General features: G+C 56.4%; 17 protein-coding genes. 14 read left to right on the forward strand and 3 right to left on the reverse strand.

The features are described from left to right. Nucleotides 1-57: 57 nt before the first annotated feature. On the reverse strand, nucleotides 58-930 hold the full coding sequence (locus tag JN414_RS01950; RefSeq protein WP_202206463.1) for an NAD(P)-dependent oxidoreductase: 873 nt from the start codon (nucleotides 928-930) through the stop codon (nucleotides 58-60). A gap of 79 nt (nucleotides 931-1009) precedes the next feature. Here JN414_RS01950 and msrP point away from each other — a divergent pair, with 79 nt between their 5' ends. Both msrP and msrQ read left to right on the forward strand, forming a co-directional pair. Beyond that, the gene (gene msrP, locus JN414_RS01955) at nucleotides 1010-1954 is read left to right on the forward strand and encodes a protein-methionine-sulfoxide reductase catalytic subunit MsrP (protein ID WP_202206464.1); all 945 of its coding nucleotides are present in this window, start codon (nucleotides 1010-1012) and stop codon (nucleotides 1952-1954) included. Then, on the forward strand, nucleotides 1941-2588 hold the full coding sequence (msrQ, locus tag JN414_RS01960; protein ID WP_202206465.1) for a protein-methionine-sulfoxide reductase heme-binding subunit MsrQ: 648 nt from the start codon (nucleotides 1941-1943) through the stop codon (nucleotides 2586-2588). The genes msrP and msrQ overlap by 14 nt, the downstream gene beginning before the upstream one ends. Here msrQ and JN414_RS01965 read toward each other — a convergent pair. Both JN414_RS01965 and JN414_RS01970 read right to left on the reverse strand, forming a co-directional pair. Continuing rightward, nucleotides 2560-3138 (reverse strand): hypothetical protein, encoded by a 579-nt coding sequence (locus JN414_RS01965; RefSeq protein WP_202206466.1) that lies wholly within the window; start codon nucleotides 3136-3138, stop codon nucleotides 2560-2562. The two genes, msrQ and JN414_RS01965, sit on opposite strands and share 29 nt — an antisense overlap. Further along, nucleotides 3135-3740, reverse strand: coding sequence for an NYN domain-containing protein (locus tag JN414_RS01970; RefSeq protein WP_046899794.1), 606 nt, complete (start codon nucleotides 3738-3740; stop codon nucleotides 3135-3137). Before JN414_RS01970 ends, JN414_RS01965 begins: the two co-directional genes overlap by 4 nt. A gap of 205 nt (nucleotides 3741-3945) precedes the next feature. On the opposite strand from JN414_RS01970, the gene rpoZ reads away from it, so the two are divergent. The 12 genes from rpoZ to rseP all read left to right on the forward strand — a co-directional run bounded on the left by rpoZ (nucleotide 3946) and on the right by rseP (nucleotide 15020). Further along, complete coding sequence (gene rpoZ, locus JN414_RS01975; protein WP_202206467.1) at nucleotides 3946-4341, forward strand: DNA-directed RNA polymerase subunit omega; 396 nt, start codon at nucleotides 3946-3948, stop codon at nucleotides 4339-4341. A gap of 38 nt (nucleotides 4342-4379) precedes the next feature. Further along, entirely contained in the window at nucleotides 4380-6680 is a 2301-nt protein-coding gene (locus tag JN414_RS01980) for a bifunctional (p)ppGpp synthetase/guanosine-3',5'-bis(diphosphate) 3'-pyrophosphohydrolase (RefSeq protein ID WP_202206468.1), read from the forward strand. 4 nt (nucleotides 6681-6684) lie between these two features. Next, nucleotides 6685-7089 carry a holo-ACP synthase gene (acpS, locus tag JN414_RS01985; RefSeq protein ID WP_202206469.1) on the forward strand — a complete coding sequence of 135 codons (405 nt, stop codon included), beginning with the start codon at nucleotides 6685-6687 and terminating at the stop codon, nucleotides 7087-7089. 61 nt (nucleotides 7090-7150) lie between these two features. Beyond that, nucleotides 7151-7945: a signal peptidase I gene (lepB, locus tag JN414_RS01990; RefSeq protein ID WP_083956265.1), complete on the forward strand. Its 795-nt coding sequence runs from the start codon at nucleotides 7151-7153 to the stop codon at nucleotides 7943-7945. Continuing rightward, complete coding sequence (rnc, locus tag JN414_RS01995) at nucleotides 7942-8676, forward strand: ribonuclease III (RefSeq protein ID WP_202206470.1); 735 nt, start codon at nucleotides 7942-7944, stop codon at nucleotides 8674-8676. The genes lepB and rnc overlap by 4 nt, the downstream gene beginning before the upstream one ends. A 25-nt stretch (nucleotides 8677-8701) precedes the next feature. Further along, nucleotides 8702-9589, forward strand: coding sequence for a GTPase Era (era, locus tag JN414_RS02000; RefSeq protein WP_046899788.1), 888 nt, complete (start codon nucleotides 8702-8704; stop codon nucleotides 9587-9589). 126 nt (nucleotides 9590-9715) lie between these two features. Next, nucleotides 9716-10453, forward strand: coding sequence for a UMP kinase (gene pyrH / locus JN414_RS02005; RefSeq protein ID WP_046899787.1), 738 nt, complete (start codon nucleotides 9716-9718; stop codon nucleotides 10451-10453). Nucleotides 10454-10523: 70 nt separating this feature from the next. After that, nucleotides 10524-11090: a ribosome recycling factor gene (frr, locus tag JN414_RS02010; RefSeq protein ID WP_046899786.1), complete on the forward strand. Its 567-nt coding sequence runs from the start codon at nucleotides 10524-10526 to the stop codon at nucleotides 11088-11090. Between the two features lie 95 nt (nucleotides 11091-11185). Further along, nucleotides 11186-11866 carry a polyprenyl diphosphate synthase gene (gene uppS / locus JN414_RS02015; protein ID WP_237389858.1) on the forward strand — a complete coding sequence of 227 codons (681 nt, stop codon included), beginning with the start codon at nucleotides 11186-11188 and terminating at the stop codon, nucleotides 11864-11866. Next, entirely contained in the window at nucleotides 11863-12711 is an 849-nt protein-coding gene (locus tag JN414_RS02020; protein ID WP_086634457.1) for a phosphatidate cytidylyltransferase, read from the forward strand. Before uppS ends, JN414_RS02020 begins: the two co-directional genes overlap by 4 nt. Continuing rightward, on the forward strand, nucleotides 12704-13927 hold the full coding sequence (dxr, locus tag JN414_RS02025) for a 1-deoxy-D-xylulose-5-phosphate reductoisomerase (protein ID WP_202206471.1): 1224 nt from the start codon (nucleotides 12704-12706) through the stop codon (nucleotides 13925-13927). Before JN414_RS02020 ends, dxr begins: the two co-directional genes overlap by 8 nt. Further along, nucleotides 13920-15020, forward strand: a complete 1101-nt coding sequence (gene rseP / locus JN414_RS02030) for an RIP metalloprotease RseP (RefSeq protein WP_202206472.1) — start codon at nucleotides 13920-13922, stop codon at nucleotides 15018-15020. The genes dxr and rseP overlap by 8 nt, the downstream gene beginning before the upstream one ends. The last annotated feature ends 90 nt before the right edge of the window (nucleotides 15021-15110 follow it).

Consider the following 15110-nt stretch of genomic DNA (forward strand, 5'->3'; position numbering starts at 1 on the left):
GCAAAATGAAGAAGTCACTCCCTCAGGGATGAGGGGTGACCACTGTCATAATCGATCTCATTTATGAGGCGTGTTGGCAACGCTGTGTTCCATCGCGCCGATGAGAGCTGAGTAGTCCTCGTCAGCGTGCTGGCGGTTGGAAAGGCCCAGAGCCTGATCGGCTATGGCCATGGCAGGCATGAAGGCACCCACTTTACGTCCCGCATCAATCAGAAGGCCCATGTCCTTGGACATCAGACGCGTCGGGAACTGGGATGGGAAGGACTTGTCCTGACCCATTTTCAGTTTGCGCTTGTGATGGGGGCTGACAACGGCGACCTGCTGGAGTGTATCGAACAGGACATCGCGGTCGATCCCCGCTTTCAGGCCGTAGCTTACACCTTCGGCAATGACGTTGAGCGTGGCACCCATGACGCCATTCACGACGAGTTTAAGCCGCGCGGCAGAGCCAGCAGGCCCGGCGTGGATTGTCAGCTTTCCAACGACGTCCAGAATCGGCTTGGCGCGTTCGACAGTCTCGGCATCCCCACCGACCAGCATGACCAGATCGCCGGTTTCTGCTTCGGGTGTACTGCCGGACATCGGGGCGTCCAGAACGACAAACCCGTTTTCGGCAGCGAGTTTGGCGAGAGCCAGAGCCTGTTCCGGAGACACGGTTGATGTGTCAAGCACCAGTTTTCCAGCAGATATGCCCGCGAGCATTCCGTTTTCCCCCTGAAGGGACTGATTCTCAGCGGCATCATTGGGAACGCAAAGGATGATGACGTCGGCAGCCTCGGCAATGGCACGCGGGGAGGGAAGCATCTCCGTCTCGTCTTTGCCGCCGGAGGGCGCAAAGGCCACAACGGAATATCCGGCACGGCGGAGATTGGCGCCCATCCGCTGGGCCATGGCGCCGTAGCCGATAAAACCGATTTTCATATCGGGCATGCAAACCGGCTCCTTACGATGCGTTGCTTCAGTTCACGCACTATGGCTGCCAGAGTTTCATTCAGATCGGAAATTGATCATGGCGATTTTTCGCTATCCATGTCCTGCACCATCGGAGATCACCCCAAAAAAGGTTTATCTTTCTCGCCGGGGAATGTTGGGGGGGAGTGCCATGAGTCTCATGGCTGCTCTCGCCGGGACGGCTGAAGCGGACGCTCTAAAAGCACATCCTGGCCCTTATTCGGGCGGCCTCACGCCCACGCCGGAAGAATTCGTAACCGGGTACAATAATTTTTATGAATTCGGGATGGAGAAGGATGATCCTGTTTCTCATGCAGGTGATTTCCACCCACTGCCGTGGACACTCGAAATCTCAGGGATGGTAAAAAAGCCTCAACACATTGATGTTGGAGCACTGTTGAAATCTTCCGACATTGAAGAGCGCATTTACCGCATGCGCTGTGTCGAAGCGTGGTCCATGGTTATCCCGTGGGATGGCATTCCGCTGGCGAAGCTTCTGGCATTGGCTGAGCCGGATAGCGCTGCTCGCTATGTTGCTTTTGAAAGTGTTGTCAGGCCCTCTGAAATGCCGGGGCAGAGCAGTACATTTTCAGGAATTTCGTGGCCCTATGTTGAGGGCTTGAGGCTGGATGAGGCCATGAACCCGCTCACATTGCTGGCCGTCGGTATTTATGGCGAAAGCCTTCCCAACCAGAACGGTGCTCCCATCCGGCTTGTTGTGCCGTGGAAATATGGTTTCAAGGGAATTAAATCCATCCAGCGTATCCGTCTGTTGGACCGGCAGCCTCCGACGACATGGAACCGGCTGGCGCCAAACGAGTATGGCTTTTACGCCAACGTCAATCCGCAGGTTGACCACCCGCGGTGGAGCCAGGCGAGTGAGCGTGTCATCGGCTCCAAGACGCTCTTTGGCACGAAGCGTCAGCCAACACTGATGTTCAACGGCTATGCCGAGCAGGTCGCCAGTCTCTATAAAGGCATGAACCTGCATGAAAGCTTCTAGAGTATCAGGGAAAAGCACTGCTTTTTTACGGAGATACTGGCACGTCGTGCTTTATCCCCTGGGTCTCATTCCGGCTGCCTGGCTGGTCTGGCAGGGACAAAACGGAGAGCTTGGTGCTGATCCAGTCAATGTCTTTGAGCGCAGCTTAGGTCTTTGGGCTTTCCGGTTCCTGCTGATCTGCCTTGCGCTCGCTCCGATCCAGAAAATTATCGGGATCAATCTGCTAAGGTTCAGGCGATTGACCGGATTGTTAGCGTTTTTCTACGCTGTAATGCATCTGGCCTCTTATCTCGCGCTGGATCTTCAGTTTGATATTTCGATTTTCTGGCGAGATGTAACGCGGCGGCCATTCATTATTTTGGGAATGGTGGCGCTGGTGTTGCTTTTGCCGCTCGCCGTGACATCAAACCGCATTTCGATGCGATGGCTCAAGCGAAACTGGAAGCGGTTGCATCGACTGGTCTATGTCGCTGCCGTTCTGGCAGGCATACATTTCTTTCTCTCGTTCAAAACGCTGAACAGCACGACTGCCTTTTATCTGACGGTAATGGGGCTAGTGCTGATGACAAGAGTGCCAGCGCTTGTGAGCGCTGGCAGGCGCGTGTTCATGCACTCGGGCGCAAGGCGCTCCTGATCTGCGGGATAAGCTTTATCAAAGCATTTTTACGCTGAGTTAGAAGATCGGGGTCGGCCTTTTCAGAGAGGGGGTGACATGCATCGGCAAGCAGGAGCCCGTCTGGCAAACGTGTAATTTCGCCGGGCCGGAAATCGAGCCGTGTCAGGGGAATGCCACAGGCTCCAAGAACGGCGATATGAGCGCTGATGCCCAGAACCAATACGAGGCGTAGTCCACTCATGTCCTGCAATTCCTCGCATAGCGCGGCACTACAGAACTCCATGTCGGTGGGGAGGGGAACCTGCTCAGGCGGAAGGTGGCGGGTAACGGGTGTGATCCGCGCCTGAATGAGAAGCGGATCACGATTGTCGTCAGTGAAACAAATTCCCTGTGCTTCCAGAAACGGTATAAGGGTCTTGGTGGCTTTTTCCGGATCGAGACAGACAATCAACAGCTCAGCGGTAAGAGGCCCAAGTCCTTCCTTTGGGGACAAGGATGGCTGGACCACTGAACGAACAGGTGAGTGACCGTCTGATGGTGTTGAACCGGAAGAAGCCTGGGGCGTCATGTATCGCTGCTCTCGTCACTATTGATGTCTGCTGGATGACGAACCGGAGGAGCCTGACGCGGTCTCGTTTCTGACTGGCGCCGTGTGAATGACGGAGCAATGTCAGCCAACTCCACGAAACGGTCAGCCTGTCTGCGCAGGTCATCGCCGATCATGGGCGGGGTCGAGCGCATGGAAGAAATGACAGTCACGCGTACGCCACGGCTCTGTGCGGCCTCAACAGCACGACGCAGATCCGAGTCGCCGCTAATGATGACGGCGTGATCCAGTCTGGAGGACTGCTCAAGCAGATCTACGGTGAGTTCGACATCCATATTTCCCTTGATACGGCGTCTTCCTGAATGATCCGTAAACTCTCGGGCATTTTTCAACACAAGGTGGTAGCCGTTGTAGGCCAGCCAGTCTGTCAGTGGGCGAAGTGGAGAATAGTCGTCCGTCTCAGGCATGGCGGCATAGTAGAAGGCGCGCTGAAACTGGCTCTGGCTTTCAAACAGACTGCGAAGGCTACGAAAATCTACTTCAAATCCAAGGTTGCGTGCGGCGTGATGAAGGCTCGCGCCATCGATGAAGAGAGCGGTGCGTTCGTTTTGACGCAAAATCATATGATATTCCTGGTTGTAAAATGTGTTGTCTCGCCTGACAGAGACAGGCCCCAACGATAGAACATGAAACGATTCAGCCAGCGTTTAAGTTTGGTCAGGATTATGGCAGAAAAGCGGGGCTGCGTTGCATTGGCATGAACAGCATGCTAATGCCAGCCTCTTCTGTATTCATTTTCTATAGTTTTACCCGAAGGGGGCCAGTCGCATGGCGCGTGTAACCGTCGAAGATTGCATCGAGAAGGTTCCAAACCGTTTCGAGCTGGTTCTGCTGGCTGCCCAGCGTGCCCGCGCACTCTCCCGTGGCGAAGAGATGCTGCTCGATCGTGACAACGACAAGAACCCGGTCGTTGCACTTCGTGAGATCGCTGAAGACAAGCTGAACCTTGGTAGCCTGCGTGACGGCATCATCCGTTCGCTCGCCCGTGCTCCGGAGCCGGAGCCTGTAGACGAAGAAGTCATGGACATTATCCCGACGGACCAGAACATTTTTGGTCTGCAGGATGTTTCGGCTGAAGAAGAGCATGCTCATATGGCAGACAACATGTCCGCTGATGAAGCTGCTGCCATTGAGGCAGAGCTGGGTGGCCGGGGCCGCCGCTGATTTTCTCTGCTTTATCCTGACTGAGGGGGGTATGCTTCATGCCTGACGCATCTCCTCCTGTTGAGCGTACCGCTGTCGCGACGGGAGACTTCAAGCCGTCCATCAGCGGGCTGCTCCGTCGGATCGAAAGTTACGATCCGACTGCTGATCTGTCCCGCGTTGAGGCTGCCTATGATCTGGCAGCCGATGCTCATAACGAGCAGCGGCGGGATAACGGCGACGCCTACATCACTCACCCAATTGCTGTTGCCAATATTCTGGCAGGTTTCCGGATGGACACGACGTCCATCATTGTGGGGCTGCTGCATGATACGGTTGAAGATACAGGCGTTTCCTGTGCCTCTCTGAAAAACCGATTTGGCGAAGACGTTGCATCCCTCGTCGATGGTGTGACGAAGCTGACGCGGCTTGAGCTGCAGTCTGACCGGACGAAGCAGGCGGAAAACTTCCGTAAGCTTGTCCTGGCCATGTCACGCGATATCCGCGTGTTGATCGTTAAGCTCGCCGATCGTCTGCACAACATGCGGACGCTGCATTATGTGCAGCGCCTGGACCGGCGGCAGCGTATTGCCCGTGAGACCATGGATATCTATGCGCCGCTCGCTGAGCGCATTGGTATGGACCGGGTCAAGACGGAGCTTCAGAATCTTTCCTTCGCCCAGCTTGAGCCGGAAGCAGACGCCACGATCCGTGCGCGTCTGAACTTCCTTCGCGGGCAGGGCGCAGACATTATTGAACATATTCGCAAGGAGCTGATTGCTCTTTGTGCGGAAGCGGGTCTCGACAAGGTCGAAGTAACCGGGCGCGAAAAATCTCCCTTTTCAATCTGGGAGAAGATGCAGCGACGGAATGTGGCGTTCGAACAGCTTTCAGACATCATGGCATTCCGTCTGCTCGTTCCAACTCGTGATGCCTGTTACATGGCGTTGGGTGCCATTCATGGCGCCTATCCGATGATTGCGGGCCGCTTCAAAGATTATATTTCCACCCCAAAGGCCAACGGTTACCAGAGCCTGCATACGGGGGTGACACTCCGTCACCCGCGTAATCAGAAGATTGAAGTGCAGATCCGCACGGCGGAAATGCACGATCTCGCTGAAAACGGCGTGGCCTCGCATTGGGCCTATAAAGAAGATGCGACGCCAAGCGAGCGTGAAGCCGCAGCGCTCTCTTCGGCTTTTGGCGCCGGTAGCCGAAAGCTGCGTTGGGTACAGGATCTTCTGGACATTCTGGAAGACAGCCAAGCCCCGGATGAGTTCCTGGAAAATACCAAGCTTGAACTCTATCAGGATCAGGTTTTCTGCTTTACGCCCAAAGGGCAGTTGATCTCGCTTCCCCGGGGCGCGACACCTGTCGACTTTGCCTATGCCGTGCATAGTCAGGTGGGCGATACCTGTGTCGGAGCTAAGGTAAACGGGCGGCTTCTGCCGTTGCGTCATGAGCTCCAGAACGGTGATCAGGTCGAGATCATGACGGCTCGTGGCGGTACACCGTCGCCGTCATGGGAGCGGTTTGTTGTTACGGGCAAGGCCCGTGCGCGCGTGCGCCGTTTTGTGGCCGCGCAGCAGCGCCAGGTACATCTGGACAATGGGCGTGCAGCCATTGCCAAGGCCTTCCGTCAGGAAGGTGTCGATGGCTCCGAAAAGGTTCTTGACGGAATCCTCAAGGAGCTTCGACAGAGTTCCATCGAAGATCTCTATGTGGCTGTCGGGAACGGGCAGTTGGGTCCGAAGGATGTGGTCAATACCGCATATCCGGATCTGCGGCAGAATGGTCGTGCGCCTCGTATGGTGCCGGGTCTGTCGCCGCGCTTTGGTCAGTCACTTCTTCTGGGGGCGGGGAGCGCGTCTGCGCGTCCGGCGCCTGTTGTTCAGTCCACCAATATTCTCAAGGGTATCGGCACAGGGATTGCGACGAGTTTTGCCGGATGCTGCCGTCCGCTGCCGGGTGATCCGATTGTTGGCATCATAGCGCAGAGTAAGGGCGTGACGATCCATCGTCGTGGATGCCAGAACCTGTCGAGTTTTGCAGATACGCCAGAGCGCTTCATTGAGGTGGACTGGGATTATGAGGCGCTCGGAAGACGTAAGGATGCAGTTCCTTACACGGCGCGCCTGTCGGTTATTGCGGCAAATGAGCCCGAAGTTCTGGCGACCCTGACCAATACGGCCGCCAAATATAATGGCAGCGTCATCAATTTGAAGATCGTGAACCGTCAGCTCGATTTCATGGAAATCTTGGTTGATCTTGAAGTTCGCGACCTAAGGCATCTTTCGTCACTTATTGCCGCGTTCCGGACTGCCGTGGGCGTGATGCAGGTAGAGCGCGCGAAGGGATGACAGCGTGATTCTTGGCATGGGAACTGACCTGTGCATGATTTCCCGCATCGAACGCAGCATTGAACGGTTTGGAGATCGCTTTCTTGACCGGGTATTTACCGAAGCTGAGCGTAGTCACGCTGAGCGTCTGTCTGGTCCGGCGCGAACGGGAAGTTATGCCAAGCGTTGGGCGGCCAAAGAAGCGTGCGTCAAAGCCTTGGGGACGGGAGTTGCTGACGGTGTGCAACTTCAGGACATTGGGGTTCTGAATGATAAAAAGGGCGCTCCAAGGCTCATTCTTTCCGGCGGAGCTCAGCTCGCCCTGGAGCGTCTGACGCCATCAGGATGTCGGGCAGACGTCCTTGTGAGCCTGACGGATGACCCTCCCTTTGCATTGGCGCAGGTCATCATTCAGTCTGTTAGGGTTTGAAGCGCTCGCCATTGCGGGCAAGCTGCGTTAAGAGCGTCCCATGACTCAGGAGAAAAGCCCCGTGAAGGGTTCAGAGAAGGCTGGTGCAAAGCCGGCGGCCCGTGAAGAATCTCTGGGAGAGAGCGTGCGCTGGCTTGCCCTTATGGTGCTGGCTGTCGTCGCCGTGCGTTCTCTGGTGTTTGAGCCGTTCAATATCCCCTCAGGCTCGATGATCCCGACGTTGCAGATCGGTGATTTCGTTCTGGTATCGAAATCCAGCTACGGCTATTCACGGTTTTCGTTTCCGTTTTCGCCCAATCTCTTTAACGGACGGATCATGGGCTCTGAGCCGCATCGTGGCGATGTGGCTGTTTTCCGGTTCACCCAGAACACCTCCGTTGATTACATCAAGCGGATTGTTGGGCTGCCGGGTGACCACATCCAGATGACGGGCGGAAAGCTCTTCCTTAACGGAATTGAGGTGCCGCGGACGTCCCTGGGGCATTACGAAGTTGTTGACGAAAATAACCGTCTGCTGAGTGGTGACCGATATCGGGAAGCGCTGCCTGGGAGTGCCGGGCGCCCACCTGTCGAGCATGATATTCTCAAGCTGACGGACGAAGGCTTTGCCAACGACACGCCAGAATATGTCGTGCCACAGGGTTATTTCTTCGCGATGGGTGACGACCGGGACGATAGCGCTGACAGTCGTTTTCAGGGCGATGGTCCGGATGATCTCGGCTATGTCCCGATGCAGAACCTTGTAGGGCGGGCGCCGCTTGTTCTGTTCTCCATGGATTTGCGGCACCCTGCCTGGCAGTTCTGGTACTGGCCGGTCGAAATTCGCTGGAACCGTTTTCTGCACCCTGTCACATGAAACTTTCACAGGAAGAGGCCATGGAAGCCATGGAGCAGGCGCTCGGTCATCGCTTTGCGAACCGGGATTTGCTCGTGGAAGCTCTGACGCATCGTTCTGCGGTCAGTGGGCGTGATCCTCGTCGTGGCAAACGCATGCAGGGCCCTAGAGGAACCGGCTCGAACGAGCGACTGGAATTCATTGGAGATCGGGTGCTTGGCCTTCTGATGGCGGAGTGGCTGTTCGAACACTATCCGCTGGAGCAGGAAGGGGCGCTGGGTCCGAGGCATGCCCATCTTGTTTCCAGACCTGTTCTCGCTGAAATCGCGGATAATATCCACTTATCCTCTGCTCTGACGATTTCACCGCATGAAGAGGCCGCCGGTATTCGCCGCCTGTCCAGTATCCGGGCAGATGCCATGGAAGCTCTGCTGGGTGCGCTTTATCTGGATGCCGGGCTGGAGCCTGCACGGCGTGTTGTCCGTCAACAGTGGGAAGGGCGGATCGACAGTCATGCCCGGCCTCACAAGGAGCCTAAGACCCTGTTGCAGGAATATCTCCTGTCTAAAGGGCTGCCGCTCCCGAAATATGAACTCCTCGCCGCAGAGGGGCCGTCTCATGCGCCTGTGTTTCGTGTGGCCGTTCAGGCATTTGGCCTGACGGGGCATGGAGAAGCCGGCAGTAAGAGAGTGGCCGAAAGTGCGGCGGCAATAGATCTTCTGAAACGTCTTGGTCAGAACGTAGCGTCGTGAGGCGCATGTGGAAAAGGATTGGTACATGACCACACGCTGCGGTTTCGTGGCCCTTGTCGGGTCCCCGAATGCTGGAAAATCAACACTTCTGAACCGGATTGCCGGTGCCAAACTGTCGATTGTGAGCCCTAAAGCTCAGACGACACGCTTTCGCACGCTGGGAATTGTGGTTCGCAACAATGCTCAGATCATCCTTGTGGATCTGCCTGGCATTTTCAAGCCGCGCCGTCGGCTTGACCGGGCCATGGTCAACGCGGCTTGGACGGGATCCCAGGATGCGGATCTGACGCTTCTCCTGATCGACGCCAAGGCTGGTTTACGGGATGATGTTCGTGAGATCATTGGCAAGCTTGCGGGTAGCGGCAAGAGGGTCTGGCTTGTTCTAAACAAGACGGATCTTGTTGGCGCTGAAGAATTGCTGCCGCTGACGAAGGATGTCAGCAGCCTGATCAGCGTTGAATATGTGTTTATGCTGAGCGCCCGTTCCGGAGACGGCGTTGATGACCTGATGGATCATCTAGCACGTGAACTGCCGGAAGGTCCGTATCTCTATCCGGAAGACGATTTGACGGATCTTCCGGATCGTCTTCTCGCGGCTGAGCTGGTGCGCGAACAGATCTTCATGCAGACGCATGAAGAGATTCCCTATCAGGCGACAGTCGAGACAGAGAGCTTCAAGGAGCGTCCAGATGGATCAGTGCGCGTGGAAGTTACAATCTACGTGTCACGCCCTGGTCATAAGGCGATCCTGATTGGCGAAGGCGGCCATAAAATCAAATCCATTGGTGCACGAGCGCGAATGGAGCTTCAGGGCCTGCTTGAGCGAACCTGCCATCTTTTCCTGAACGTCAAGGAGCGAGCAGGCTGGGATGAAGAGAAGGCACGCCTGAGGGCGATTGGCCTCGAAGAGTAACAGGGTGGAAACGCTGTCAACGGGGCTTTTCATAAGAAGCCTCGTGTCTGACATCGCTTGTTCCCAGCCCTCTGCGTCTGTATGACAGGCGCAAAGTCACCACAAATCCAGCAAGAGACGGGCACGATGACCGAACAACGAGACAAAAGCCCCTCCTACAAACGTGTTCTGCTCAAGGTGTCAGGCGAAGCCCTGATGGGTAAGGGTTCGGGTGGAGTGGACCCAGAAATGGTAGACATGGTTGCTGCCGATATCGCCGCAGTTGTGGCGTCTGGTGTGCAGGTCTGCCTCGTTGTCGGTGGTGGCAACATTTTCCGTGGCCTGTCCGCGGCGGCACGTGGCATGGATCGTGCGCAGGGTGACTATGCCGGTATGCTGGCAACGGTCATCAACGCACTGATGCTCCAGAACGGTCTTGAACGTCAGGGGCTTGAGACACGCGTTATGACGGCTATCCAGATGGCCGCTATTGCTGAGCCCTATATCCGCCGTCGGGCAGTTCGTCACATGGAGAAGGGACGCGTTGTCATTTTCGCCGCAGGAACGGGTAACCCGTACTTCACGACGGATACAGCTGCTGCCCTGCGTGCTAACGAAATGGAATGCGACGCCGTGTTCAAGGGAACGCAGGTCGACGGCATTTATTCCGATGACCCACGTCGTAATCCAGATGCCGTGCGTTACGATCAGCTGACGTACATGGATGTTCTGGCACGTCAGTTGAATGTCATGGATGCTGCGGCAATCAGTCTTGCTCGTGAAAATAAATTGCCCATCGTGGTCTTCAACATGCATGCTCCGGGCGCGTTTGCAGCCGTTGTGCGTGGCGAAGGTCGCTTTACACGGGTTATCGAAGCAGGCTGATCGCCTCATTTTTAACGAACCTTTCAGGATATTCTCCTGAACTTACGTTGATTCAGAAAGGAACAGCTTAATGTCTGCTGACCTGAAAGACCTGATGGCTGACCTCACGCGCCGTATGGATGGTGCGATTGAGAGTCTGCGTCGTGACCTCTCTGGCCTGCGGTCTGGTCGTGCCAGCCCGAACCTGCTGGAGCCGATCCGGGTTGAAGCCTATGGCTCCGAAGTGCCGCTTTCTCAGGTGGGATCTATCGCTGTACCGGAAGCCCGGATGCTGACGGTTTCCGTCTGGGATCGTACGCTGGTTGGTGCAGTGGAACGTGCCATCCGTGATGGTGGCCTGGGTCTTAACCCTGCTGCTGACGGTCAGACGATCCGCGTTCCCATTCCGGTGCTGACGGAAGAGCGTCGTAACGAACTGGCGCGTGCAGCCAATCGTTACGCCGAAAACGGTAAGATCGCTGTACGTGGTGTTCGTCGTGACGGCATGGAACAGACGAAGTCGCTCGAAAAGAAGGGTGACATCAGTCAGGACGACATGAAGTCCTGGACGGATTCCGTGCAGAAGCTGACAGATCAGTACGTCAAGAAAGTTGACGATATTCTCGCGGAGAAAGAACGCGAGATCAAACAGGTCTGATACCTTCGTTGACAATGGGATCTCTTCCTCAGGCCAGCACACCTTCTCTTTCATCAAGAGAGGGGGAAGGCGCCACTGTTCCCGTCCATGTCGCCATGATCATGGATGGGAATGGGCGTTGGGCCCGTTCGCGCAATCTGCCAGTTGCAGCCGGGCACCGGAAAGGTGCCGAGGCTGTGCAGGATTGCGTTCGTTCGGCCATTCGCCAGGGCGTACGCTATCTGACGCTTTACGCTTTCTCTTCGGAAAACTGGCGGCGGTCTGCTGAGGAAGTCGGTGACCTGACATCGCTCCTGCGTTTCTATCTGCGCCACAAGCTCAATGAATTGCATGAGCAAGGGGTGCGTTTGCGCGTTATTGGAGAGCCTGAGCGGTTCGAAGGAGCATTGCGCGAGGAATTGCGCCGTGCGGAAGCAAAGACTGCTTCCAACACGACGCTGACTCTGACGCTCGCCCTGTCCTATGGCGGGCGAGCCGATATTGTTCAGGCGGCACGACGTCTTGCGGATCAGGTTGCCAGTGGAACATTGGCATCGTCCGATATTACTGAGGAACGTCTGGATCAGGCGCTTCAGACGTCCGATATGCCAGATCCGGATCTCGTTATTCGGACAAGTGGAGAATGCCGTCTCTCCAACTTTCTGCTCTGGCAGAGTGCTTACGCGGAACTGGTGTTCATGGACGTCCTGTGGCCGGATTTCGGGGAAGCCGAGTTCGTTCAGGCTCTCTCGCATTTTGCCGGGCGTCAGCGCCGTTTTGGCGGTCGACCAGCATGAGCGGATCTTCCCGGTGGTCTGATCTGAAGCTGCGTCTGACGTCAGCTGTCATTCTCGTTGTCGTTGCCGGGGGATGCCTCTGGCAAGGCGGCATGATCTATAACGCTCTCATCCTGCTGGCCATGTTCGGGCTGGTTTGGGAAGGGCTTACCCTCATCAAGCAGCCATTACACACCTGGCGCGGCGTCCTCCTTCTTCTCTGGCCGATGGTGTCAGGGGTTGCGGCCCTTCGCGGTGAATGGAGCGGCGCATTCTGGATGGTTTGGCCAAGCCTCATTTTTGGTATTCCAGCCTGTATTCCTGTTGTCGTCTCCATTCTGGGCGGTCTCTCGCTCCTCTGGCTTCGACATTTGCCCTATGGTTTAGAGAGCGTTCTGTTCGTGCTGTGCGTTGTGATCGCTAGCGACAGTTTTGCTTATCTGACAGGCCGCATCTTTGGTGGCCCTAAACTGGCCCCTTCAATCTCTCCCGGAAAAACCCGCTCGGGCGCAATTGGCGGCCTGATCGGTGCGTCTTTTGCCGGGGGAATGGTGGCCTGGCTGTCTGGAGCGGGCTTTGTGGGTGGTGGTCTCCTGTGGGGAGCGGTTCTGGGTGTTTTCTCCCAGAGTGGTGATCTGCTTGAAAGTGCGGCCAAGCGTAGACTGAACGTCAAGGATTCTGGCCGTCTGATTCCAGGTCATGGCGGTCTGCTGGATCGTTTTGATGGCCTACTGGCTGCGGCACCGCTTGCCGCGCTTTTGTCACTGGCAGTTGCGGGGCAGGTGTTCTGGTCTGCCACTCCTGCGGATCTGATAGGCGGGTCTGCGCATCGTATCATTCCTCAGGGGGAATCTTCTCATGATTGACGGTTCTGTGGCCACGCCTCGGCGGATCAGCGTTCTGGGCAGTACAGGTAGCATCGGGACTTCGACGGTCGATCTACTCAAGCAGATGGGCGGCGATATTGAAGTGCGGGCACTGGTCGGGGGGCGTAATGTTGCCCTTCTTGCGGAGCAGGCTCGTGAACTTCGCGCTGAAATTGCGGTCATTCACGATGAGAGCCTGCATGACGATCTGAAAGCACGGTTGGCAGGGAGCGGTATCCGCACCGCAGCCGGGCGTCAGGCCGTTATCGAGGCCGGTGCGATGGAAGCGGACTGGACCATGGCTGCCATCACAGGCGCAGCCGGTCTGGAGCCGACACTTGCTGCCGCGCGTAATGGTCATGCAATCGCGCTCGCCAACAAGGAAGCTCTCGTCTGTGCGGGCGATGTGATGCTTCGAGTTGTTGGCGAAGCTGGTGCGACGCTGCTTCCTGTTGACTCAGAGCATAATGCGATTGCCCAGGCCTTGGGTGGTTGTGACATGAGCACGGTCGAAAAGATCGTGCTGACAGCTTCAGGTGGCCCCTTCCGTCAGTCCACTCTGGAAGAGATGCGTGATGCGACGCTTGAAAAGGCGCTGAAGCATCCTACCTGGACGATGGGTGCGAAAATCACGATTGATTCGGCTTCCATGGCCAATAAGGGTCTTGAGGTTATTGAGGCGGCGCGTCTGTTTGGTCTGACAGAAGACCGCATTGATGTTTTGGTGCACCCTCAGTCTGTGGTGCATGGGCTCGTTCAGTTCCGGGATGGCAGTCTGGTCGCGCAGATGGGGTCAGCAGACATGCGTATCCCTATTGCTCACACACTTGCGTGGCCTGACCGCATGGAAACACCATGCCAGCGTCTGGATCTGACAGCTTTCGGGCGCCTCGATTTCGAGGCCCCAGATGAGACGCGTTTTATTCCCCTGCGACTTGCCCGTCAGGTTCTCAGGGCAGGAGGGGCTGCTCCCGCAGTTTTCTCAGCAGCCAACGAAGTTGCCGTGGACGCTTTTCTGAACCGTCGGATAGGATTCCTTGGTATTGGTGAAACCATCGATAGCGCTCTTCAGGCCATGACGGAAAATCCTGAACTGACGACGCTGGATGAAGTCCTGGAATGGGATGCGCGCGGCCGGGCATTGGCAGAAGAGCATATTCTTCGCGAAAGCGGCCGACTGCGGAACACAGTAAGCGAGACTGCCCTGCATGCATGATTTTCTGCGTACCATTCTTGCCTATGTTCTGATTCTTGGCGTTCTCGTGTTTATCCACGAGCTGGGCCATTACCTTGCTGCCCGGTGGCGCGGGGTAAAGGTTGAGACATTCTCCATCGGTTTTGGGCCGGCTCTTCGCCGGTGGCATGACAAATCCGGTACTGAATGGCGGCTGAGTGCAATTCCACTTGGTGGGTATGTCAAACCGCACGGGTTTGAAGGCCCTGACGATGCCACGGATGAGCAGAAAGCGGCCTGGATTCCCGGGCGTACCTTTCATGACAAGCCTGTCGGTTCCCGCGCGCTGGTGATCGTGATGGGACCTGTTTTCAATTTTCTGTTTGCGATTGTGGCGTTTACCCTGTTGTTCGCAACGGTGGGCAAGCCGCAGCTTCGCGGGGATATTTCCCAGGTTGTGGCAGGGAGTGCCGCAGAGAAGGCGGGCGTAAAAACGGGTGATGTCATTACCCGGATTGGCTCGCTTTCCATTTCCGGTCCTGAAGATGTCATGGGGACGGTATCGGCACGACCAGGCGCTGAGACCACACTTGAAGTGCGCCGGAATGGCCAGGATCTGACGTTGCCCGTGACAATTGGCAGCGTAAAGGCTGGCGCCCATCCGACTGGTGTTCTGGGCGTTGGTTTTGCGGCCTCTCCGGGGAAACCGGTTTCGCCGATCAAGGCGGCGATAATGGGTGTTCAGGAAACCTGGACCATGTCAGTGCGGACGTTGCAGGGCGTCTGGCAGATCATTTCTGGGCAGCGCAGTGCACGGGAGCTGGGCGGAACAATCCGAATCGCACAGATCTCTGGACAGGTCGCCAGCTATGGTATGGCCAGCATTGTGTCTTTCATGGCGCTTCTGTCTATCAATCTGGGGCTGATCAACCTCTTCCCGATCCCTGTTCTCGATGGTGGACGACTGATCTTTTATGCCGTCGAAGCCATTAAGGGGCGCCCGGTTTCACGCCGTGTGCAGGAAGTCAGCATGCAGGTCGGAATGGCGCTTATCGGCGCGCTTTTCCTCTTTTCAACAGTGAATGACCTCACGAATCTGGGTCTGTTTCACTGGATGTTTCACGCAGGAAGCTAATGTGAGATACGCCCGGTAACTCTTCGTGAGTGAAGGGAGATCTTGCATGGTGGGGGGATTTTCGGATACCTCCGCCAATGGCGTAGCGTG

This window comes from Gluconobacter sp. Gdi (genome assembly GCF_014132155.1).
Classification (GTDB): domain Bacteria; phylum Pseudomonadota; class Alphaproteobacteria; order Acetobacterales; family Acetobacteraceae; genus Gluconobacter.

What these genes read in the sequence shown, in the direction of transcription:
- JN414_RS01950 (WP_202206463.1), bottom strand. Translation starts at nt 930, where the DNA reads ATGCCCGATATGAAAATCGGTTTTATCGGCTACGGCGCCATGGCCCAG.
- msrP (WP_202206464.1), top strand. Translation starts at nt 1,010, where the DNA reads ATGGCGATTTTTCGCTATCCATGTCCTGCACCATCGGAGATCACCCCA.
- msrQ (WP_202206465.1), top strand. Translation starts at nt 1,941, where the DNA reads ATGAAAGCTTCTAGAGTATCAGGGAAAAGCACTGCTTTTTTACGGAGA.
- JN414_RS01965 (WP_202206466.1), bottom strand. Translation starts at nt 3,138, where the DNA reads ATGACGCCCCAGGCTTCTTCCGGTTCAACACCATCAGACGGTCACTCA.
- JN414_RS01970 (WP_046899794.1), bottom strand. Translation starts at nt 3,740, where the DNA reads ATGATTTTGCGTCAAAACGAACGCACCGCTCTCTTCATCGATGGCGCG.
- rpoZ (WP_202206467.1), top strand. Translation starts at nt 3,946, where the DNA reads ATGGCGCGTGTAACCGTCGAAGATTGCATCGAGAAGGTTCCAAACCGT.
- JN414_RS01980 (WP_202206468.1), top strand. Translation starts at nt 4,380, where the DNA reads ATGCCTGACGCATCTCCTCCTGTTGAGCGTACCGCTGTCGCGACGGGA.
- rnc (WP_202206470.1), top strand. Translation starts at nt 7,942, where the DNA reads ATGAAACTTTCACAGGAAGAGGCCATGGAAGCCATGGAGCAGGCGCTC.
- era (WP_046899788.1), top strand. Translation starts at nt 8,702, where the DNA reads ATGACCACACGCTGCGGTTTCGTGGCCCTTGTCGGGTCCCCGAATGCT.
- pyrH (WP_046899787.1), top strand. Translation starts at nt 9,716, where the DNA reads ATGACCGAACAACGAGACAAAAGCCCCTCCTACAAACGTGTTCTGCTC.
- frr (WP_046899786.1), top strand. Translation starts at nt 10,524, where the DNA reads ATGTCTGCTGACCTGAAAGACCTGATGGCTGACCTCACGCGCCGTATG.
- uppS (WP_237389858.1), top strand. Translation starts at nt 11,186, where the DNA reads ATGATCATGGATGGGAATGGGCGTTGGGCCCGTTCGCGCAATCTGCCA.
- JN414_RS02020 (WP_086634457.1), top strand. Translation starts at nt 11,863, where the DNA reads ATGAGCGGATCTTCCCGGTGGTCTGATCTGAAGCTGCGTCTGACGTCA.
- dxr (WP_202206471.1), top strand. Translation starts at nt 12,704, where the DNA reads ATGATTGACGGTTCTGTGGCCACGCCTCGGCGGATCAGCGTTCTGGGC.
- rseP (WP_202206472.1), top strand. Translation starts at nt 13,920, where the DNA reads ATGCATGATTTTCTGCGTACCATTCTTGCCTATGTTCTGATTCTTGGC.